General features: G+C 52.1%; 14 protein-coding genes and 1 pseudogene. 9 read left to right on the top strand and 6 right to left on the bottom strand.

Annotated features, from left to right (window positions below; all coding sequences use genetic code 11):
* The first annotated feature begins 14 nt into the window (after positions 1–14).
* Complete coding sequence (locus tag EDM60_RS24915) at positions 15–821, top strand: leucine-rich repeat domain-containing protein (protein ID WP_122966344.1); 807 nt, start codon at positions 15–17, stop codon at positions 819–821.
* 70 nt (positions 822–891) lie between these two features.
* Here the strand turns inward: EDM60_RS24915 and EDM60_RS24910 are convergent, their stop codons facing one another.
* Together EDM60_RS24910 and EDM60_RS24905 are read right to left on the bottom strand one after the other, a co-directional pair.
* Positions 892–2,190, bottom strand: coding sequence for an MFS transporter (locus EDM60_RS24910; protein ID WP_122966343.1), 1,299 nt, complete (start codon positions 2,188–2,190; stop codon positions 892–894).
* Positions 2,187–2,810, bottom strand: a complete 624-nt coding sequence (locus tag EDM60_RS24905; protein ID WP_122966342.1) for a TetR/AcrR family transcriptional regulator — start codon at positions 2,808–2,810, stop codon at positions 2,187–2,189. The genes EDM60_RS24910 and EDM60_RS24905 overlap by 4 nt, the downstream gene beginning before the upstream one ends.
* Before the next feature lie 332 nt (positions 2,811–3,142).
* Here EDM60_RS24905 and EDM60_RS24900 point away from each other — a divergent pair.
* From EDM60_RS24900 to EDM60_RS24880, 5 genes and pseudogenes are all read left to right on the top strand, one after another.
* Positions 3,143–3,334, top strand: a pseudogene (locus tag EDM60_RS24900) (response regulator transcription factor); the annotation flags it as partial.
* 14 nt (positions 3,335–3,348) lie between these two features.
* A complete protein-coding gene (locus EDM60_RS24895) occupies positions 3,349–4,464 on the top strand; it encodes a sensor histidine kinase (protein ID WP_122966341.1) in 1,116 nt (371 codons plus the stop codon).
* A 115-nt stretch (positions 4,465–4,579) separates the two neighbouring features.
* On the top strand, positions 4,580–5,518 hold the full coding sequence (locus EDM60_RS24890; protein ID WP_122966340.1) for an ABC transporter ATP-binding protein: 939 nt from the start codon (positions 4,580–4,582) through the stop codon (positions 5,516–5,518).
* A 17-nt stretch (positions 5,519–5,535) separates the two neighbouring features.
* Entirely contained in the window at positions 5,536–6,663 is a 1,128-nt protein-coding gene (locus tag EDM60_RS24885) for an ABC transporter permease (RefSeq protein WP_122966339.1), read from the top strand.
* A 1-nt stretch (position 6,664) separates the two neighbouring features.
* Entirely contained in the window at positions 6,665–7,813 is a 1,149-nt protein-coding gene (locus tag EDM60_RS24880; protein WP_122966338.1) for an ABC transporter permease, read from the top strand.
* Positions 7,814–7,878: 65 nt separating this feature from the next.
* Here the strand turns inward: EDM60_RS24880 and EDM60_RS24875 are convergent, their stop codons facing one another.
* Positions 7,879–9,006, bottom strand: a complete 1,128-nt coding sequence (locus EDM60_RS24875) for an NAD(P)/FAD-dependent oxidoreductase (RefSeq protein WP_122966337.1) — start codon at positions 9,004–9,006, stop codon at positions 7,879–7,881.
* 190 nt (positions 9,007–9,196) lie between these two features.
* Here EDM60_RS24875 and EDM60_RS24870 point away from each other — a divergent pair, with 190 nt between their 5' ends.
* Positions 9,197–9,838: a prepilin peptidase gene (locus EDM60_RS24870; protein WP_122966336.1), complete on the top strand. Its 642-nt coding sequence runs from the start codon at positions 9,197–9,199 to the stop codon at positions 9,836–9,838.
* Between the two features lie 46 nt (positions 9,839–9,884).
* Positions 9,885–13,037: a hybrid sensor histidine kinase/response regulator gene (locus tag EDM60_RS24865; RefSeq protein WP_167470380.1), complete on the top strand. Its 3,153-nt coding sequence runs from the start codon at positions 9,885–9,887 to the stop codon at positions 13,035–13,037.
* Positions 13,038–13,198: 161 nt separating this feature from the next.
* Here EDM60_RS24865 and EDM60_RS24860 read toward each other — a convergent pair whose 3' ends face one another.
* From EDM60_RS24860 to psiE, 3 genes are all read right to left on the bottom strand, one after another.
* Entirely contained in the window at positions 13,199–14,953 is a 1,755-nt protein-coding gene (locus EDM60_RS24860) for a DUF4179 domain-containing protein (protein WP_122966334.1), read from the bottom strand.
* Positions 14,950–15,507: an RNA polymerase sigma factor gene (locus EDM60_RS24855; protein WP_122966333.1), complete on the bottom strand. Its 558-nt coding sequence runs from the start codon at positions 15,505–15,507 to the stop codon at positions 14,950–14,952. Before EDM60_RS24855 ends, EDM60_RS24860 begins: the two co-directional genes overlap by 4 nt.
* A 186-nt stretch (positions 15,508–15,693) precedes the next feature.
* Positions 15,694–16,110: a phosphate-starvation-inducible protein PsiE gene (gene psiE, locus EDM60_RS24850; protein ID WP_122966332.1), complete on the bottom strand. Its 417-nt coding sequence runs from the start codon at positions 16,108–16,110 to the stop codon at positions 15,694–15,696.
* 221 nt (positions 16,111–16,331) lie between these two features.
* On the opposite strand from psiE, the gene EDM60_RS24845 reads away from it, so the two are divergent.
* Positions 16,332–17,078 (top strand): metallophosphoesterase family protein, encoded by a 747-nt coding sequence (locus tag EDM60_RS24845; protein ID WP_122966331.1) that lies wholly within the window; start codon positions 16,332–16,334, stop codon positions 17,076–17,078.
* Positions 17,079–17,313: the final 235 nt, after the last annotated feature.

The following is a 17,313-nucleotide window of genomic DNA, read 5'->3' as shown; positions in this document are numbered from 1 at the left end:
AGCCGCTTGCCAAATTGCCGAAGCTGAAAAAGGCATCGTTCAGTGTTGTGGCGATTGCCGATGTCAGTCCACTCCAGCGTATTGAGGATTTGAGCATGCACTACGCGGAGGTAAAAAATATTGATTCACTCAAACAATTGAAGCAACTGCAAAAGCTGTTCATATACAGATATAGCGGAGCGACCGATGTCAGCCAACTGCTGGAACGCCTGCAAAACAGCACACGAATGAAGGAAATCCACGTAATTGACAACGAAGTGACGAACCTGCAGCCGCTTGGTCAGATGAAAAATCTGGAGGTGCTGCAACTCGTCATAGACAATCCGCTACATGATCAAACAGTAAAGCCGCTGGCAGGGCTGCGCAATTTGAAGGCGCTCATGCTATCCGCTCGTGAAAAGTCGCTCACCAGTCTGGAATTTTTGCGGCAGCAGAAAAAACTGGAGTACCTCATCGTCCGTCAGCAAAACATCAGCGACCTGGAGCCATTGAAAGGAGTAACCCAATTGCGCTATCTCGACGTGGGCGAGAATAACATTGCGGAGACGGCACCGCTGCAATCCATGACGAAGCTGATCTGGCTGAATCTGAAACAGAATCAGGTCAAAAACTTGGATGGACTGCTGCTCAATGTACAGAAAGGCGGCTTTGCCCCCAAAGGTTATATATGCTTGTCGATGAATCCACTGCTGGAAAAAGCCAGTGCCAAAACGAAGCAGGAGCTGGCCACTTTGGCCAAAAAAGGCATCCAGGTGGAGATAGACGAGAGCGATAGTCCACAATTCGACGAAGTTTTGCCAGAGGAATTGTATTTTTGGTAGTCAGCCGTAAAAAGAAACGAGCCGGAAACCGCCTCAAGTGGGGGTCCGGCTTTTTGCGTTCGATTGTCTGCTACGCTTTTTCTTCCACCGTTCCCAGCTTCAGCTCCCGGATTTTTTGCACCCGCCCGATCACGATAGCGAGTACAAAAACCATCACACCGGAAAGCATGAACAAAAAGCCGATCCCTCTGCCTGCTCCTGTTCCGATGAGCTGTCCAACCGTGTCAGCAAGTGCGCCATTTTGCGCGAGCAGGGGAGAGAAAAAATGGTCGGCGAGAAAGCCTGCCGAACCGAAAGCGAGCAGCAAGCCTACTTGGGATATGGCTGACACCATCGACCAGACGCGCCCTTGCTTCTCATTGTCGATATTCGTTCGGATCAACACTTCCAGACTGGTGTTGACGAAAGGCAGCGCGGCGAAAAAGAGGAAGCCGAACACGACGATCGGAACGACTGCCGGAAACGTACCCATCAGTGCATAAAACAGCCCGGCAAGCGCCAGTGAAAAGGAAAGAATCTTCGGCTTGTTGTTGCCAAGTCCTTTCACCCCGATGAACAGACTGCTGGCGAGCATCCCGGACGCCGCCAAGGAAAGCGAGATTCCCAGCACTTTGGAGTCGGTCAGCGTCAGCATCATCGGACTGAACAGCGATTGCAGAAGCCCGATGTAAAAGCAAACGACAGACATGAGCAGGACGAGCAAAAACACGCCTTTTTGCGAGAGCAGATATCGGAACGACTCGGACAGCTCGCCGAAAAAATCGCGGCTTTCATCCGCGGGCTGTGGTTTGCTGCCCTTGTTCATGACCAGCAGCACAGCCACAACCGCCAGCAAAAACGTAAGCATATCGATCAGCAGCACGATCTGGATGTCAAAGAAGCCAAGCAAAAAGCCTGCGAGGATCGGCGACAGGAGATACTGCGCAGAACCTGCAAGTTGAATCAGGCCGCTCGCCTGCGAGTATTGCTCTTCCGAAACCATGTCCGTCACCGCCGCTTTATAGGCGGGCGTCTGGAGCGCAGTCGAGATCGAACTGATGCCGACGCCTGCGTATATATGCCACAGCTCCATTTGTCCGGTCCAGATGACAAACCAGATGAACATAATGCCGATAATCGAGCCGATATCACCGATGATCATCATCCGGGTGCGATCGAAGCGGTCTGCCAGCCCCCCGCCAAAGGGCAAAAGCAGAAAGCTCGGCAAAAAGGAAAAGAGGATGACCAGCGAGAAGCTCGTGCTGGAATGGGTCGTCTGAAAGACGTAGACACCCAGGGCAAAAGCGGTCAGCCCGCTTCCGACCGCCGACAAAAACTGCCCGGACCAGACGACGAGAAATTGCCGAAATGCTTTGGTTTGGGCGCTCAAGTGGCACCTCCCAAAAAAGCAAACGCGCCCGGCTCGGCACCCAATGCTCGCTCAATGATCGTCTGCATGGCCCGGCTGCGCGCGAGCTGTTCTTCCCGATCCCAGCCGAAAATATTCGATTCCAGGAGAAACTGCGAGCCTGCGAGCAAAAACTGGATCGTTTCCAGAGGGGCTGCTACATCAAACACGGACTCCTTGTTGCCCTGTTCAATGACCTGCGCGAAGACAGGGGCGATTTTTTGCACGATCGCCACATTCAGCCGCTCGTGCAGTTCTCTGTTTTCCGGACGATGCAAGCTGTCCATCCATTCCTGTTCGTGCTGCGCGATCCGGCTTTGCCCCCGCAGCATCTGCCGCAGCTTTTCCAGGGCAGCCTGCTTTGGATCGTCTGCCAGTGTCTGATATGCGGCAGCGAGCCGATCGACCATTCCTTGGACGAAAGCTTCCAAAATCTCTTCTTTCGACTTGAAGTAGTAGTAGAACGTTCCTTTCGCTACGCCAGCTTTCAGGATGATGGCGTTCACGGTTGTATGGACATAGCCTTGCTGCCGAAAAAGCTCTCCGGCTGCTTCGAGTATCTCGGCGCGACGAGTAACGGGGTCTTTGACGATGCGTCTCATGATTTCCTCCTTTTGGAAAACGGACGGTGGTTGGTTGTAAATTACCATATGACTGACCGTCAGTCTATAAGCAATTGTTTTTTTCGTTCGAACCGTCATACATTTCCAATGCATGGCATCTGCATTTACTTTTTTTGTTATAATAGTTTTGCTAAAAATGCGGCTTCATCCAATCATACAGACGCCGGAATCGGCAGCCAGTGCGGTGAGGGGCTTGAAGGACAGGGGGCAGCCCACGATGAAGATCAAGGTGTTGATCGCGGACGACCACTCTTTTATACGAGAAGGCATGAAAATCATTTTGACGAGCTTTTCCGATTTTGAAGTGGTGGGAGCGGGAGCTGGGAGTCATCGAGCAGATTGCCAAGGGATTGTCGAACAAGGCAATCGCCAAAAAGCTGTTCATTTCGGAAGGGACAGTCGCGAATTACATTACTTCCATCCTGAGTAAAACAGGCCTGGAGCACAGGACACAGATCGCCATTTACTATCTGACAGGCGAGACGAGAATGTCTGGAGAATAGGAGAAGATTCATCGATGGATCGTTGGACGATTGGAAATAAGGCAACGGTGCTTGGCTATATCATGATCGCTTCGTTTCTCGCCCATCTTGCTTCCGAAGTGAACCCGTGGCTCATCCTGATCTATTTGCTGTACGTTGCGCTCAACATTTCCTTGCTGATTTTCAAAAAGCCGCAATTCAAGCGCTTGCTGTCCGCTTTGTCCCTGGTGCTCGTGGCGGCAGGTGCGGTTTTTTGGGAGCCTTTACTCTGGCTGCTTTTGCCGATGAACATATGTGAACTGCTTCCTTCGTCAACCATTGGCAAGGGATTGGGCATTGTCCTGATCGGAGCAGGCGGATTTTTGCTCCCGCTGGAACTGGTTCCTGTATACCTTTTAAGCGGCTTGCTCAGCTATTTGTTGTTCACATGCAGCAGCATGCTGTCGGAAAAAATTCGTTCCCTGGAGGGCGAGCGGGAGCGGCTGCGGGCGGATTTGCAGCGGCTGTCGCGTTCATTGAGCGAAAACAACGAATACATCAGGCAATCCGAATATACGATCAAGCTGGAGGAGCGTAATCGGCTTTCCCAGCAAATTCACGACGATGTCGGACATGCGGTGGCTGGCGCTTTGATCCAGATGGGGGCGGCGCGCATGATGCTTGCTACCGACCAGGAAAAGGCCAATGAGCTGTTGGGCAATGCGATTGCGATTTCCAAAGAAGGGCTGGAGCGCATCAGGCTGACGCTCAAGGAAGTGAAGCCGAGGCCGGAGGAGCTTGGGATCAATCGGCTCAGACTGTTCGTGGACGAACTGTCGGCAAAAGGAACGGTGGCAGCTACGCTCACGTTTGAAGGAGATATTGACGCTGTCACTCCGATTCAGTGGAAAATCATCCAGCAAAACGCGACCGAGGCTGTAACCAACTCGCTCAAATACGCCAAGGCGACAGCCATCTCCATCGAGGTGCGGGTGCTGAACAAGTTCATCAAGGCTGTTGTCGAGGACAACGGAGTCGGCACGGCAAAGGTCGTCAAGGGACTGGGCATCTTGGGGATGGAGGAGCGGGCGGCTTCTGCGGGAGGCACGGTCATCGTTGACGGGACGAAAGGCTTTCGCGTCACGACCCTTTTGCCGCACAGAAACGAATGATGTTTCTCATGAAAACAAGTGAAAAATCTCACGGCGAGGGGATGAACTTATGCACTGACATAGGGGCATCCTCTTTGATTACAATACAGGCATAACCACGAAGGGACTGAGTCGGATGAGCCATGTACTCGAAATCCGCAACTTGACCAAAAAATTCGGCGATTTTATCGCTGTGGACAATATGACATTGAACATCGGGGAAGGAGAGATTTTTGGCTTTTTGGGGGCGAATGGAGCGGGCAAAAGCACGACGATTAACATGATTGCGTCCTTGTTGCGGCCGACAAAAGGAGAAATCGTTCTGCTCGGCAAAAACATCGTGAAGGACAGCAAGTTCGCCAAAATGAATACGGGCATCGTCCCCCAGGAGTTGGCGATTTACGAAGACATGACCGCGTATGAAAACGTCAGCTTTTTTGCCGGCTTGTACGGTCTGCGGGGAGCGATGCTGCGGGAGCGGACGGAAGAAGCGCTCGCGTTCGTCGGATTGGGCGACAAGCACCAGAGCTTCCCGAAAAATTTTTCCGGCGGGATGAAGCGGCGGCTCAACATCGCTTGTGCCATCGCTCACCTTCCCAAGCTGATCATTATGGATGAGCCGACAGTCGGGATCGATCCGCAGTCGCGCAACTACATTTTACAGTCGGTTCGCAAGCTCAACGAGATGGGCTGCACGATCATTTACACGAGTCACTACATGGAAGAAGTCGAAGAGATTTGTACCCGCATTGCCATCGTGGATCACGGCAAAATCATTGCGGAAGGCACAAAAGAGCAACTGACATCGATCATTACAGACACGAAAGAAATCTGGATTGGCTTTCGCGCGGATGGAGCGATCTCCATCGAATCGCTGCAAGGAATCGCTGGGGTCACTGCCGTGCGCCAGGAAGAAAACACGCTCAAGATCGTGTCGAAGTCGGAAGTCAACAATTTGAACCGGATTATCCAGCAGTTGATTAAAGACCAGGTAGAGATTCGCTCTGTCGAAGAGCAAGCCCCTAATCTGGAATCGGTGTTTCTGACATTGACAGGCAGAAACTTGCGGGACTAGAGAAAGGGAGATGCCAGATGGCTATTTGGAGAATTGCGTTAAAAGAGATTCTTTCCAGCGTGAGAAATCGGCAAACGTTTCTCTTCATGCTCGCCCTGCCGATCATCCTGATGCTGATTTTGGGTGCGGGCTTGTCCAATGCTTTTTCGTCAAAGCATTCGGTCGGGGAGGTTCGCCTGCTGTACCAAGCGACTTTTTCGGAAAACGACATGTCTGCGTACTGGGACAGCTTTACGAAAGCGATCGGAAAAGAAGGAGTGGAAGTCGTCCCGATCAGGCCGGGGATGGATTGGCGCCAGGAAGTCAGCTCCGGGCGCTATACGGCTTATGCGACGATTGACAAGGAGGGCATTGCGTTTTTCGGCAGCAGCAAAAACACAGTGGAAAGCGGCATTTTGCAAGGGATGCTGGTCGCCTTTGCCGATCGTTATGCACTCGGCACGGCCGCCTTTCAGGCGAGTCCGGGTGTCGGCACAAACATTTTGAAACATGCAGCGGAAAGCAAAGATTTTATTCAGGAAACAACGCTGGCAGCAGTCAGAAAACCAGGCTCCATCGATTACTACGCCGTGTCGATGACAACGATGATCGCCCTGTTCTCGATCATTTCCGCCAACTATTTGTTCGGTGCGGAACGGGCGCGGAAGACGGCAATCCGCCTGATGGCAGCGCCGATCAGCAAGGGAGAAATTCTGGTTGGCAAAATGATCGGCAATGTGTTCATCAATACGCTCTGTGTGCTGGTCGTCGTGCTGTTTAGCAAATTTGTCTATCATGCTTACTGGGGCAATCATTTTTGGCTGGTTCTGCTTGCTTTGTTGACAGAGGTACTCTTGGCGGTGAGCCTGGGACTTGGCATCGGGTTTCTGCTGACCAAACAGGAAGGCTCGTACATGGTAGTGATGATTTTCTTGCAGTGCGCTTCGTTTTTTGGCGGCGCGTATTTTCCGATTGAGAACACGGAGGGCATCTTGACGCTTCTGACCAACTTGTCTCCCTTGCGTTGGATCAATACGGCTTTGTTGGAGCTGATCTACATGGACAATATCGCCGCCGTCTGGAAAGTGATCGGACTGAATCTTGGAATCGCAGCTGTGTTTCTGGTCTTGACGGTCATCTCCATTCGCAGACGGGAGGCATTTTAACATGGATGAAATGGTGTGGCTCATTCGCAAAACGCTGAAAGATACGTTCCGCAAGAAAAAGAACTGGTTCTTGTACTTTGGTCTGCCGATTGTCGGGATTTTGATCTCGCTGTTTTTTTACAGCAATGCAAGTACAGGAACGATCCGGGCCGGGGTAGTCAATCAAGATGGCAGTCAGGTGGTTACGAGCGGAGTCATCCGTTACTTGGAGGGGCTTGGTCAAGTTCAGGTAACTCCATTGGATGAGGAGACGCTGCGTGCACGCATCGCTTCGGGCGATCTGGACTGCGGCATCATTTTCGAGCAAGGCTTTGCGGATCGTGTGAAGACAGGCGAGCCAGGGCACATCCGCATCATGTCCGTCAAAGGCGAGTCAGTCACGGCATACATCAAAGCGATGCTGCAAAGCTATATTGGCAACGTAGCTGCGATCGGCAAGGAGACAAAAGGCGATGAAGCGGCTTTTGCCCGCATTTACGACAGCTACAGCCAACATCCTTTCAAGCTTAAAGCGACGGCGCAGCCTGACACCTCGAATGAGAAAATGATGTCGTACCAAACGATTGGCTACTTGATCACGTTCATGATGTTTTCTGCGGCCAACTTGTCCGAGATCATCCTCAAGGAAAAAGAGAACCGGACGTTCTTGCGCCTGCTTTCCTCGCCGATGTCAGCGAGAGCGTACGTGCTGTCCAATGTCGTCGTCAGTTTGCTGCTGATCTTTTTGCAGATTGTTGTCACGCTGGTGGCGATGAAGCTGATTTTTCATATCGATGCGGGGATGCCGACCTTCCCGTTGATTGTTGTCCTGCTGCTGTTTGCTCTCACGGCAATCGGACTTGCGCTGACGATTGTCGCATTTGCCAAAAGCACATCGGCAGCAGGAGCCATGCGCAATATGATCATTACCCCGAGCTGCCTGCTCGCAGGTTGTTATTTCCCGGTGAACATCATGCCTGAGACCGTGCGCAAAATATCGAGCTTTTTGCCGCAGCATTGGCTTTTGGACAGCATCGATCAGCTACAGCAAGGCCAGAGCTTGGGAAGCTTGTATGTGAATTTGCTCATTCTCGGAGGATTTGCCCTCGTGTTTGCCCTGATCGCGGTTTATCGGTTCGGGAAAAACAATGACAGCAGGCAGTTTGTATAAAGCTGAGCGGTATGAAATGAAGCGAGGTCTTATCCCTTTACAGGATAAGACCTCGTTGCTGTTAGCTAGGATTGTGCCGCAATGGCACCTGACACGTCGTAATGCTCTAACGGTATGTCCACTTCCAGATCGAGAGCGAGCTTCGCCATCTGATAGCCGATATAAGGACCCATCGTCAGGCCGGATGCGCCGAGGCCGTTGGCAACAAAAATGCCTTCCCAGCCGGGCAGCGGGCCGATGACAGGCAGAAACCCTGGCGTGAACGGACGGAATCCCACTCTCGCTTCGACGAATGTACTGTTGGCAAGCTCGGGAGCGATGTCCAGTGCTTTGGCAAAAACTTCGTGCAAGCCGCCTGGCGTAAGGCGTGTATCGAAGCTTGGCACATCGTTCTCGTGTGTGGCGCCGATCACCATTTTATGTTCATCGAATGCCAGCAAATATTGGTCGTTTGGAGGAATGACAACAGGCCAGTTGTCTGTCTGCCTGTCTGCGTATTCCAGATGAACAATTTGCCCTTTTTGGAAGGTGACCTGGAAGTTTACGCCCAGCGGCTGCAAAATGTGATTGGCCCACGCTCCGGCGCAGATCACGACAGAGTCGGCTGTGATGCTCTCCGTTCCAGCCTTTACCCCTGTGATCCGGTTCCCGTCGTAAACGAGTTCAGCGCTTTCGTACAAAAGGGACGCTCCGTGTTTTTGCGCGGCGCGCAGCAAAGCATCCCGCAAGGCGCGGCCATCCACGCGAGCGGCTCCTGTGACATGGACAGAAGCATAGCTTTCGTCCAGGGGCGGGAACAGCGCTTTTGTGTCGTCAGCTGAAAGCGTGGAGACATCCCCCAGCTCCGGTGCATCATCTTTGCGCGTGAGTGCCCGTTTTTCCAAAGTCAGCAGCTTGTCTTTGTCTGTATGGATGCTGAGTGCTCCCACCCGGGCATACCCGGTGTTCGTTTCTCCGCTTTGTTCCAGCTCGGCAATCAGCGAGGGATAGAAACGCGCCCCCTCCTTGGCCAACCTGTACCAGGCTTGATTGCGTCTTTGCGACAGCCACGGGCAAATGATCCCGGCTGCGGCATCGGTTGCCTGTCCTTTATCTTTTCGATCGACAATCATTACTTCTGCGCCTCTTTTTGCCAACTGATACGCCGTCGAAGCGCCAACAATTCCGGCACCTACAACAATGATTTTTCGCATGGTTCGCATCCTTTTTCATGAAGGGTGTACAGTGCATTTCCTTCCTTACTATAAACTACGGGAGAAAGAAAAGGTATCACCGCTATCAGCTTGCGCATGGAAGAGAGGGGAGCGAGCGGCTTTTTTTGTCTCAACTTGCAAAGCTAAAATGAGGGAAATAATTCCGGATTCCGTGGAGTGAGGTGATGAGATGTCTGCAATCTTGCTTGCGCTTGGCTTGGGCTGGAGCGGTCTGCTGATTGGTTCTGCTTGCATAGCGCTCGGGATGCGGGCGGTTGGCATGCGTGACCAAAAAGATCGCGAGCGATTCAAGAGAGGCGCTTGGTTTATGAAAGCAGTGACAGGGCTGTGTTTTCCCCTTACGTACTGGAAATACGGCTGGACAGCGGAATTGCTGCTGGGCCTATCGCTTGTTTCTTTCCTCGTGCTCGTCACGGTGGCAGACTTGGCTGACCGCCGCATTCCCAATAGCGTGCTGCTTCCTTTTTGCCTGTCCGTTCTTTTGCTGCGCGGCTTGTTTCCTTATCAGGGCAGCGATTTTAGCGCTCAGCTGATCGGAGCGGCAGGCGTGTTTCTGCTGTTGTTGCTGATCGCAGTCGTGACGGATGGCGCAATCGGAGGAGGAGACGTCAAGCTGTACGGGGCGATCGGCCTGTTTCTTCCGCCGGATTTGCTTGTGTGGGCGATGATCTACTCGTCTGTTTCGGGGGGATTGTACGGTTTGGCGCTGCTCATAGCCGGGCGGGCGAGCTGTCAGTCAAAGCTGCCTTTTGCACCGTGGATCGCTTTTGGGACGCTTGTCGCCTATTTTTCGGGGGAGCGGTTTGCGTAGGCGGATAAAGGGATAAACATGTTGATGTCGAAAATATGCAACTATGATGAAACGACATAGCCGAACCATACCTCATTACGCAGCAGCGCCTCTCTGGAAGTATGCAATCATCCTGACTTTTTTTCTTGCGCTGCTTTTGGGACTGCGCTGGATGTGGTACTCGCTCAATGCAGACCCAAAGCATCCTGATGTAGAGCAAGGTGTCCTGGACATGCGTGGATGGGACTTTGAGCGTTCTCCTTCCATTTCGTTAAAAGGGCAGTGGGAGTTTTACCCGAATGCTTTTCTGAGCCAAAAAGATTTGAAGCAAGTGCCGGAAAGGGAGCGGCAATACGTTCAAGTACCCGGTGACTGGAGCAGCGCTTTTCCGAATGCTGCTGATTCGTACGGCTATGGAACGTATCGGCTGCGGATTTTGGTCGATCAGCAGTTGGAGCAACCGTATACGTTCTGGATTCAGGAAATCGAGGCAGCTTCCCGTATTGAGATTAACGGAGAGCATATCGGTGGACTTGGCGTGCCTGCAACAACAGCAGAGACGACCAAGCCGTGGAAGGCTTCCTACACAGCCACGTATACGGCAGGAGACGCCAAGGTCATTGAACTGCTGATCCAGAGCGCCAATTTTCAGCGGCCGCACAACGGAGGAATCATCAAAGACATTTACTTCGGCTCGCAGGCGGCGGTTGATACGGAACGGTGGTATTCGATTGGCCTGCAAATGGCGACCTTTTTGATTTTGCTGCTGCACGGGTTGTACGCGGGTATCCTGTTTGTCTTCAAGCCGCGCCAAAAGGAATTTTTATTCTTCTTACTATTGTTGTTTTGCGTCGCGATCAAGACAGTGATTGACTACGACAACCTGATGCTGCTCTGGTTCCCGATTCCGTACGCGTGGGCGCTCAAAATCGAACTGCTGTCTTACATCTGGCAGCCTTTGCTCATGATCTTGCTGGTGAGAAGACTGTCCAATGCGGGAGGAGAGACAACCTCCAGGCTGTTCCGGGTTTACCTGTTCTTGCTCAGCCTGTACTCGCTGTTCCTTTTGCTGGCATCGTCCGAGTGGGTGTACCTTTCTTCCAAGCTGCTTTCCTTGTATTATTTAGGGCCGTTGCTGCTTTTTGCTTTTATCATTGTCCGCATGCTGATGCGCAGTCAGCAGGATGCGATGTTTTTGCTCATCGCCGCTGTCAGTGTGTATTCCAACGTGATTTGGGGCGTGTTGCAGCAGTATCAGCTGATCGACATGAAAAACGTCTATTATCCTGTTGACCTGATCGCCGCTCTCGTCAGCTTCTCGGCGTACTGGTTCAGAGGGTATTTCCGCCATGCCGAAGAGCGGGCGATGCTGACCGAGCAATTGAAGAAAGCCGACAAGCAAAAAGACCAGTTTCTCGCGCATACATCTCACGAGCTGCGAACGCCTTTGCACGGCATCATGAATATTGCGGAGACGGTCGTCATGAGCGAAAGACACGTCATGGGCAGCCGCAGCACACAAGACATGGAGCTGCTCATCACGATCAGCCGCAGAATGTCCCACCTGCTGGACGATTTGCTGGATGTTGTCCGCTTGCAGGACAAGCATATTGTGCTGGACAAAAAGCCGCTGCGCATTCAGGCGGTCACTTCCGGTGTGATCAGCATGCTTGCCTATATGGCCGAGGGCAGGCCAATCCAGTTGCAGATGGAAGTTCCCGATTCGACGCCGCCGATTCTCGCAGATGAAAAGCGTCTCGTGCAAATCTTGTTCAACCTGATTCACAACGCCTTGAAGTTTACGGAACAAGGAGCGATCACCGTTTTTGCCGAGGCAGTAGGCAATCAGGTGGAAATTCGCGTGTCGGACACGGGAATCGGAATGGATGAGGAGACGCAGGCGCGAATATTCAAGCCGTATGAGCAAGGTGGCCAAAGAGTGAACAACGGCGGAGGAATTGGCCTGGGGCTTGCCATTTGCGCACAGCTAGTAGAATTGCACGACAGCAAGCTGCATGTGCATTCCGAGCCGGGCAAAGGCTCGCATTTCAGCTTTCTACTTCCGGTGGTGGCAGAGCCGGAAAGCATGGCAAGCGTGGAGAACAACCGGGAGCGGGAGCGTTCGGGCGAAAAGGCGTACCAGGTGCCTGTATTAACCAAGTCCGTGCGCAACGAGTTTCACCCTTCCTGGTCTTCCCTGCACACGGCGGCCTGTTCATTTGCCGAACGAGGTGCCAACATTTTGGCTGTGGATGACGATCCGGTCAATCTCAAAGTGCTGGAGCGAATTTTGTCGCCGTATCAGATTACGACGTGCACGTCAGCGAGAGACGCGCTTGATCTGCTTTTCGCAAAGCAGTGGGACTTGATCATTATGGATGTCATGATGCCGCATATGTCAGGCTATGAGCTGACACAGAAAATCCGGGAGCACTTCACGCTGTCTGAACTGCCGATCTTGCTTTTGACCGCGCGAAGCCAGCCGGAAGACATATACACCGGATATTTGGCCGGGGCCAACGATTATATTTGCAAACCTGTCGACGGCATGGAGCTGAAATACCGGGTCTGGTCGCTGACGACGCTGAAACAAACTGTCGATGAGCGCTTGCGCATGGAGGCAGCGTATTTGCAGGCGCAAATCCACCCTCATTTTTTGTTTAACACACTCAGCTCCATTTTGGCTTTGAGTGACATCGATACAGAAAAGATGCGCAATCTCGGAGACGCGTTTACTTCGTTTTTGCGGATCAGCTTCGACTTCTTGAACACAGGCGAACGGGTGCCGCTCTCCCACGAGCTGGAACTGGTCGAGTCGTACTTGTACATCGAAAAGGAGCGGTTCGGCGAGCGCTTGTCCATCGAGTGGGAGGTCGACTCTGGCTGCGAAACCGTGCTCATCCCGCCGCTCACCATCCAGCCGTTGGTCGAAAACGCCGTCAACCACGGCCTTTTGAGCCAGATCGAGGGCGGAACCTTGCGGATACGGATCGTGCGGCAGGAAGACGCTACCCGGTTTGAAGTGCAGGACGACGGTGTCGGAATGAACAAGGAAATCGTGGAGCGAATCCTGGACCTCGCCACGAAGGAAAAAGGCGGAATCGGCGTGTCCAATACGCACCGCAGACTGACGCAAATGTACGGCAAAGGCTTGTCCATCCAGAGCAAGCCGGGGGAAGGGACGACGGTGTCGTTTGTGATCCGCGATCAAGTCAAATAGGCATAAAAAGAAGGCATTCTGCATCGCTTTTCATCGCAAATTTCTTTCAATCAAAAGACCGTAAGTGCCCGCAGCCACTTTCATGAACAACGCCGGGACACTTCCATAGAAAAAGGCTGACAGTCCGCTGAACTGCCAGCCTTTTTCGTATGAATGTTTACTTACTTGCCATTCAAAATCCGCACTTGCCATTCAGCATCGTCATGTTTGACCATGCGCTTCGTTGAAGTAATGATCAGCTCTTTCGGAAGTGGTTCGCTGTCCTTCACCAGCATCGTTCCAGCAAAATGCGCCAGGCCGTTTACGAGTTCGGATTTGTCGGTGTAGAAGTCTGTGTCATGCTCTTTTCCGGTTTCATCTGTGATTGTCCAATACGCAGGAGCTGTTAAGAGCGGCGCGGTATTTTTGCCTAGCGTGATGTCATAGGCGATATGGTGCCCTTCTATTTTCGTTGTAGTGCCATCCGGGTTTACCTTGTATGCGCCATCGTCGTATCCTTCCACATCAACGGCTCGATCAGGGTCCTTCACAAATTTTTTGAAGGTGAAGCGGTCTTCGTGATCCGCGGCGAGCACAGGCTGTTGTTCGAGTTGTCCCAGGTCGATTTTGACGCGAAAATCAGTCGGTTCCTCCGTGTAGACGGAGCCTAGCTTGAAAGACAGCTTCGTTTTGGGATCGATTGGCTGGAAGTAGTGGAAGTTTCGGTAACCCCCCTCAATCGACTGGAACGGGACGTCTGACATGGAACGAATGTCGTTTTGTGACTGGTTCACTCTCGCGGTAAACATCTGGGGATCGCGAGCGGCAATAACAGTGCCGCGATCATCCACAAGCTCGTAGCTGTAGCTGGCCGATTTGTCGGTGTTTGCGCTCCGGTCAATGACCAGCTCGATCCCTGTTGGGGCAAACGTCATCTCTTGCAACGTAAAAGTAATTCCTTGCGGCGTCGTGTAGCTTTTGTGAATCGCCTGTGAGCGCGTCGCCGCTTTTGCCTTTTGCATATTCACGGGAATGGACAGCTTCCAGTTTCCTTTTGTCACGTCCATTTGCTGGATGGAGAACTCGACAACAAGTTCGTCAGGAATCTTGCTTGCATCCGGGAAATACGTTTTCAGCTCGCGCTCCAGGAAAAGTTGTCCAGCCATGTTTCGCTGGCTTTTCCACTCGTCGTTCGGGTTTTCCCAGCGTCCTGCCTCAGCGAGATCAGCAGGCTGCAAAATGTTTCCTTGTTTGTCTTTCAACGTCACGACGGGTTTTTTTGCTCCTTGCTGATACATATCCTGCCAGAATACTTCCAGCGGTTTTCCCGCTTGATCGGTGATGGAGGCTGCCAGTTGAATGCGAAGCGGGTCTGCGATTACCTCTTGAACGGCAAAAGTGATTCCTTGATCAGTCACTTGTGCCTGCGGGAATTGCGTGAATCCGTTTTGGACTGCCTGGCGTATTCCGTCGTCGCCAAATTGACCCAGGATGGTTTTGGAGACAGCAAGCGCGGGAGCTTGATTGTTTAGCGGCTTGCTTGCAAAGGCAGCATTGACATAGCTGGAAAAAGTAGGAGAAACGAGCATTCCTCCTGAAACGACAAGCGCTAATGCCGCAGCGGCAATGGATACATTTTTCATGATAGTCATACTCCTTTTTTTCTGGCGAGCGGGTGTAGCTGCACGGGCATCGGCAGTGCGGCTTAAAATGCTCACAGGATGCGGCGAGAGTGACTGGATGACTTTTTGCTCCAGGTCCGCACTGATTGTTTCAGCCCATGGTTCATTCGCTTGGGCGAGACAGTCGATGTACGCTTCAAGCTGTTGCTGGCAGCGGGGGCAATGATCGAGATGCTGCTCCCACTTTTGTCTGTCTGTTTGCGCTAAACGGTCGTCCAGATAAGCTTCCAGTTCTTGCGGCGAAAGGCAATTCACAGCGGGGCACCCCCTTTTTTCTCCTGCTTTTCAAGCTGTTCCCGCAGCTTTTTGCGGGCGTAGGACAAGCGCATTCGTACGGCATCTGGCGATAACGACAGCTTGCTGCCGATTTCCTTGTAGCTGAGGTGCTGGAGATAGTGCAAATCAAGGATCGTCCTGTACGACTGATCCAGTCTCTTCAGTTGCTGCCATAAAGTGTGGCGTTCTTCTTTTGCCAAATACTCTTCCAGCGGGACAGGGCATTCGTCCTGTAGCTCCATGTTCATTTCCGTTACGGCAGGCGTGCGCTTTCGTTTGCGCAACTCGTCAATTCCCCGGTTGATGGCAATCCGGTACAACCAGGCCGGGAACGAGTGGCCCGGGCGATAGTCGGGCAAGCTGTAGTACGCCTTGATAAATACTTCCTGGACAATATCTTCAACTTCAAGGGAAGGGCTCAAGTTTCGCCGGAGTATCGATGCGATTTTTCCTTTGTATTTGTTGACGATCAGAGCATAAGCTTCTTTATTGCCTGCAAGAACCTCCGCAATGACCTCCCGATCGTCCTGCATGATGCAATCCTCCTTGCAAAAAGGTGCTGCGCAGCACTTGGCAAAACGTTCATGACCGTTTTGCTTGCTTACATTACTATAGACGATCAGCAGCAGTGCCCCCTCTCAAACTTTTTTTGAAAAAGAAAAAAGAGGATGCCTTTTCCGTGAAAAAGACATCCCCGATTTGCAGGCATGATGCGTTATTTACTTCCCTGGCCGCTCGACCGGAGTTTTGTTGATGATGTAATAGCTGACAATCAAAATCAGAATCACGCCGGAGTAAATCAGTGTGTTGAGCGGATTGTGGTGATCGACGATGATCAGGCGAACCATCGCCGTGATGCCGATGTACAAAAAGTAGCGCAGGGGAAAATGATAGTTTTCGCGAAAATACTTCACGATCATGGCGATAAATTCGAAGTAGAGAAAAAAGGCGATGATGGCTTCCAGAAATTCATTCAAGGTCGAATCGGCAGAAAGCATCATTTTGCCAAAGTGGATCAATTCCTTGACGAGCAGGACGCAGAGGATGACGGCCAAAACAATCAGAGAGATGTTCAAAATCAACTGAAGCAAAGACGGAATCGAGAATTGCTTGAGTACCGATTTGACATAGTTCATGACAGCAGCCTCCTGTTGCAAAAGGTTCGTCCGAGCCAGGTTCTTTAAATGTGTTATACTAATATTAGCTAATTTCGGAATTTAATCAATCTATTTAACGAAAGTGACATACTATTTACAGAAAGTTTGAATACCCGGCTGTTCTCTTCATTTTGCTGGAGCATCCAGGTGTGGAGCGGTATGATGGATGATAAGCACTATGTGAGAAGGAGCGATCTGTCTTGAAGCACAATCATTCCATAGCCGTTATCTCTGACATACATAGCAACGTTTATGCGCTCGAAGCTGTACTCCAGGACATCGATTCACGGGGGATTCAAGCTATCGTGAATCTGGGGGACACGCTGTTCGGCCCGATTGCTCCGGTCGAAACGGCACAGCTTTTGATGAACCGCCCTTCAATCGTTTCCATCATGGGCAATTGCGATCGGTATTTGTTGCAGGATCATTTCGAATCTCCCACCTATGAGTATGTGAAGCCGCTGCTTGGTCAGGAGGTGCTGGATTGGCTGCGGACCTTCCAAAAGTCATATGTGTACGAGGATGCACTGTTTTGCCACGGAACGCCTTTTGCCGACGATGCCTACTTGATGGAAAGGGTGGCGCCGTACGGGACTGACGACAAAAGCGTGACTGAGTTAATGATTGAGCTTGCTGCTGTGCCGCAAAAGATCATCGTTTGCGGGCATACGCATGTGCAGCGGTCCATGTGGCTGCCGGATGGAAAGTGGATCGTCAATCCGGGAAGCGTGGGGCTGCCAGCTTATTTTGAGGAGACGCCCTATCCCCACTCGATGGAATCGATGACGCCGCATGCCAAATACGCCGTTTTGCAGCAGCAGGATGAGGGGTGGAAGTTGGAGCAGGTGTTGCTTCCGTACGACTGTGAACAGGCGGCCCAAAAAGCGGAAGCGGCGGGCCGGATGGATTACGCTCATGCCATTCGTACCGGGCGAGCCGAGTTGTAAGGGAGCAAGCGGTGCGACGAGAGGTTGTTGCTTGTGGTTGAGGAGCGCGATGCAGCAAGCGGAGGGCTGGATGGATTACGCCCATGCCATTCGTACCGGGCGAGCCGAGTTGTAAGGGAGCAAGCGGTGCGACGAGGGGTTGGCTGCTTGTGGTTGAGGAGCGCGATGCAGCAAGCGGAGGGCTGGATGGATTACGCCCATGCCATTCGTACCGGGCGAGCCGAGTTGTAAGGGA

It is taken from the genome of Brevibacillus parabrevis, from assembly GCF_003710905.1.
Classification (GTDB): domain Bacteria; phylum Bacillota; class Bacilli; order Brevibacillales; family Brevibacillaceae; genus Brevibacillus; species Brevibacillus parabrevis.
The sequence above is the reverse complement of the archived record's forward strand: the minus strand, read 5'-3'. Positions and strand labels throughout refer to the sequence as shown.

What these genes read in the sequence shown, in the direction of transcription:
- EDM60_RS24885 (WP_122966339.1), top strand. Translation starts at nt 5,536, where the DNA reads ATGGCTATTTGGAGAATTGCGTTAAAAGAGATTCTTTCCAGCGTGAGA.
- EDM60_RS24855 (WP_122966333.1), bottom strand. Translation starts at nt 15,507, where the DNA reads ATGCAGGACGATCGGGAGGTCATTGCGGAGGTTCTTGCAGGCAATAAA.
- psiE (WP_122966332.1), bottom strand. Translation starts at nt 16,110, where the DNA reads ATGAACTATGTCAAATCGGTACTCAAGCAATTCTCGATTCCGTCTTTG.
- EDM60_RS24875 (WP_122966337.1), bottom strand. Translation starts at nt 9,006, where the DNA reads ATGCGAAAAATCATTGTTGTAGGTGCCGGAATTGTTGGCGCTTCGACG.
- EDM60_RS24880 (WP_122966338.1), top strand. Translation starts at nt 6,665, where the DNA reads ATGGATGAAATGGTGTGGCTCATTCGCAAAACGCTGAAAGATACGTTC.
- EDM60_RS24870 (WP_122966336.1), top strand. Translation starts at nt 9,197, where the DNA reads ATGTCTGCAATCTTGCTTGCGCTTGGCTTGGGCTGGAGCGGTCTGCTG.
- EDM60_RS24905 (WP_122966342.1), bottom strand. Translation starts at nt 2,810, where the DNA reads ATGAGACGCATCGTCAAAGACCCCGTTACTCGTCGCGCCGAGATACTC.
- EDM60_RS24865 (WP_167470380.1), top strand. Translation starts at nt 9,885, where the DNA reads ATGAAACGACATAGCCGAACCATACCTCATTACGCAGCAGCGCCTCTC.
- EDM60_RS24890 (WP_122966340.1), top strand. Translation starts at nt 4,580, where the DNA reads ATGAGCCATGTACTCGAAATCCGCAACTTGACCAAAAAATTCGGCGAT.
- EDM60_RS24895 (WP_122966341.1), top strand. Translation starts at nt 3,349, where the DNA reads ATGGATCGTTGGACGATTGGAAATAAGGCAACGGTGCTTGGCTATATC.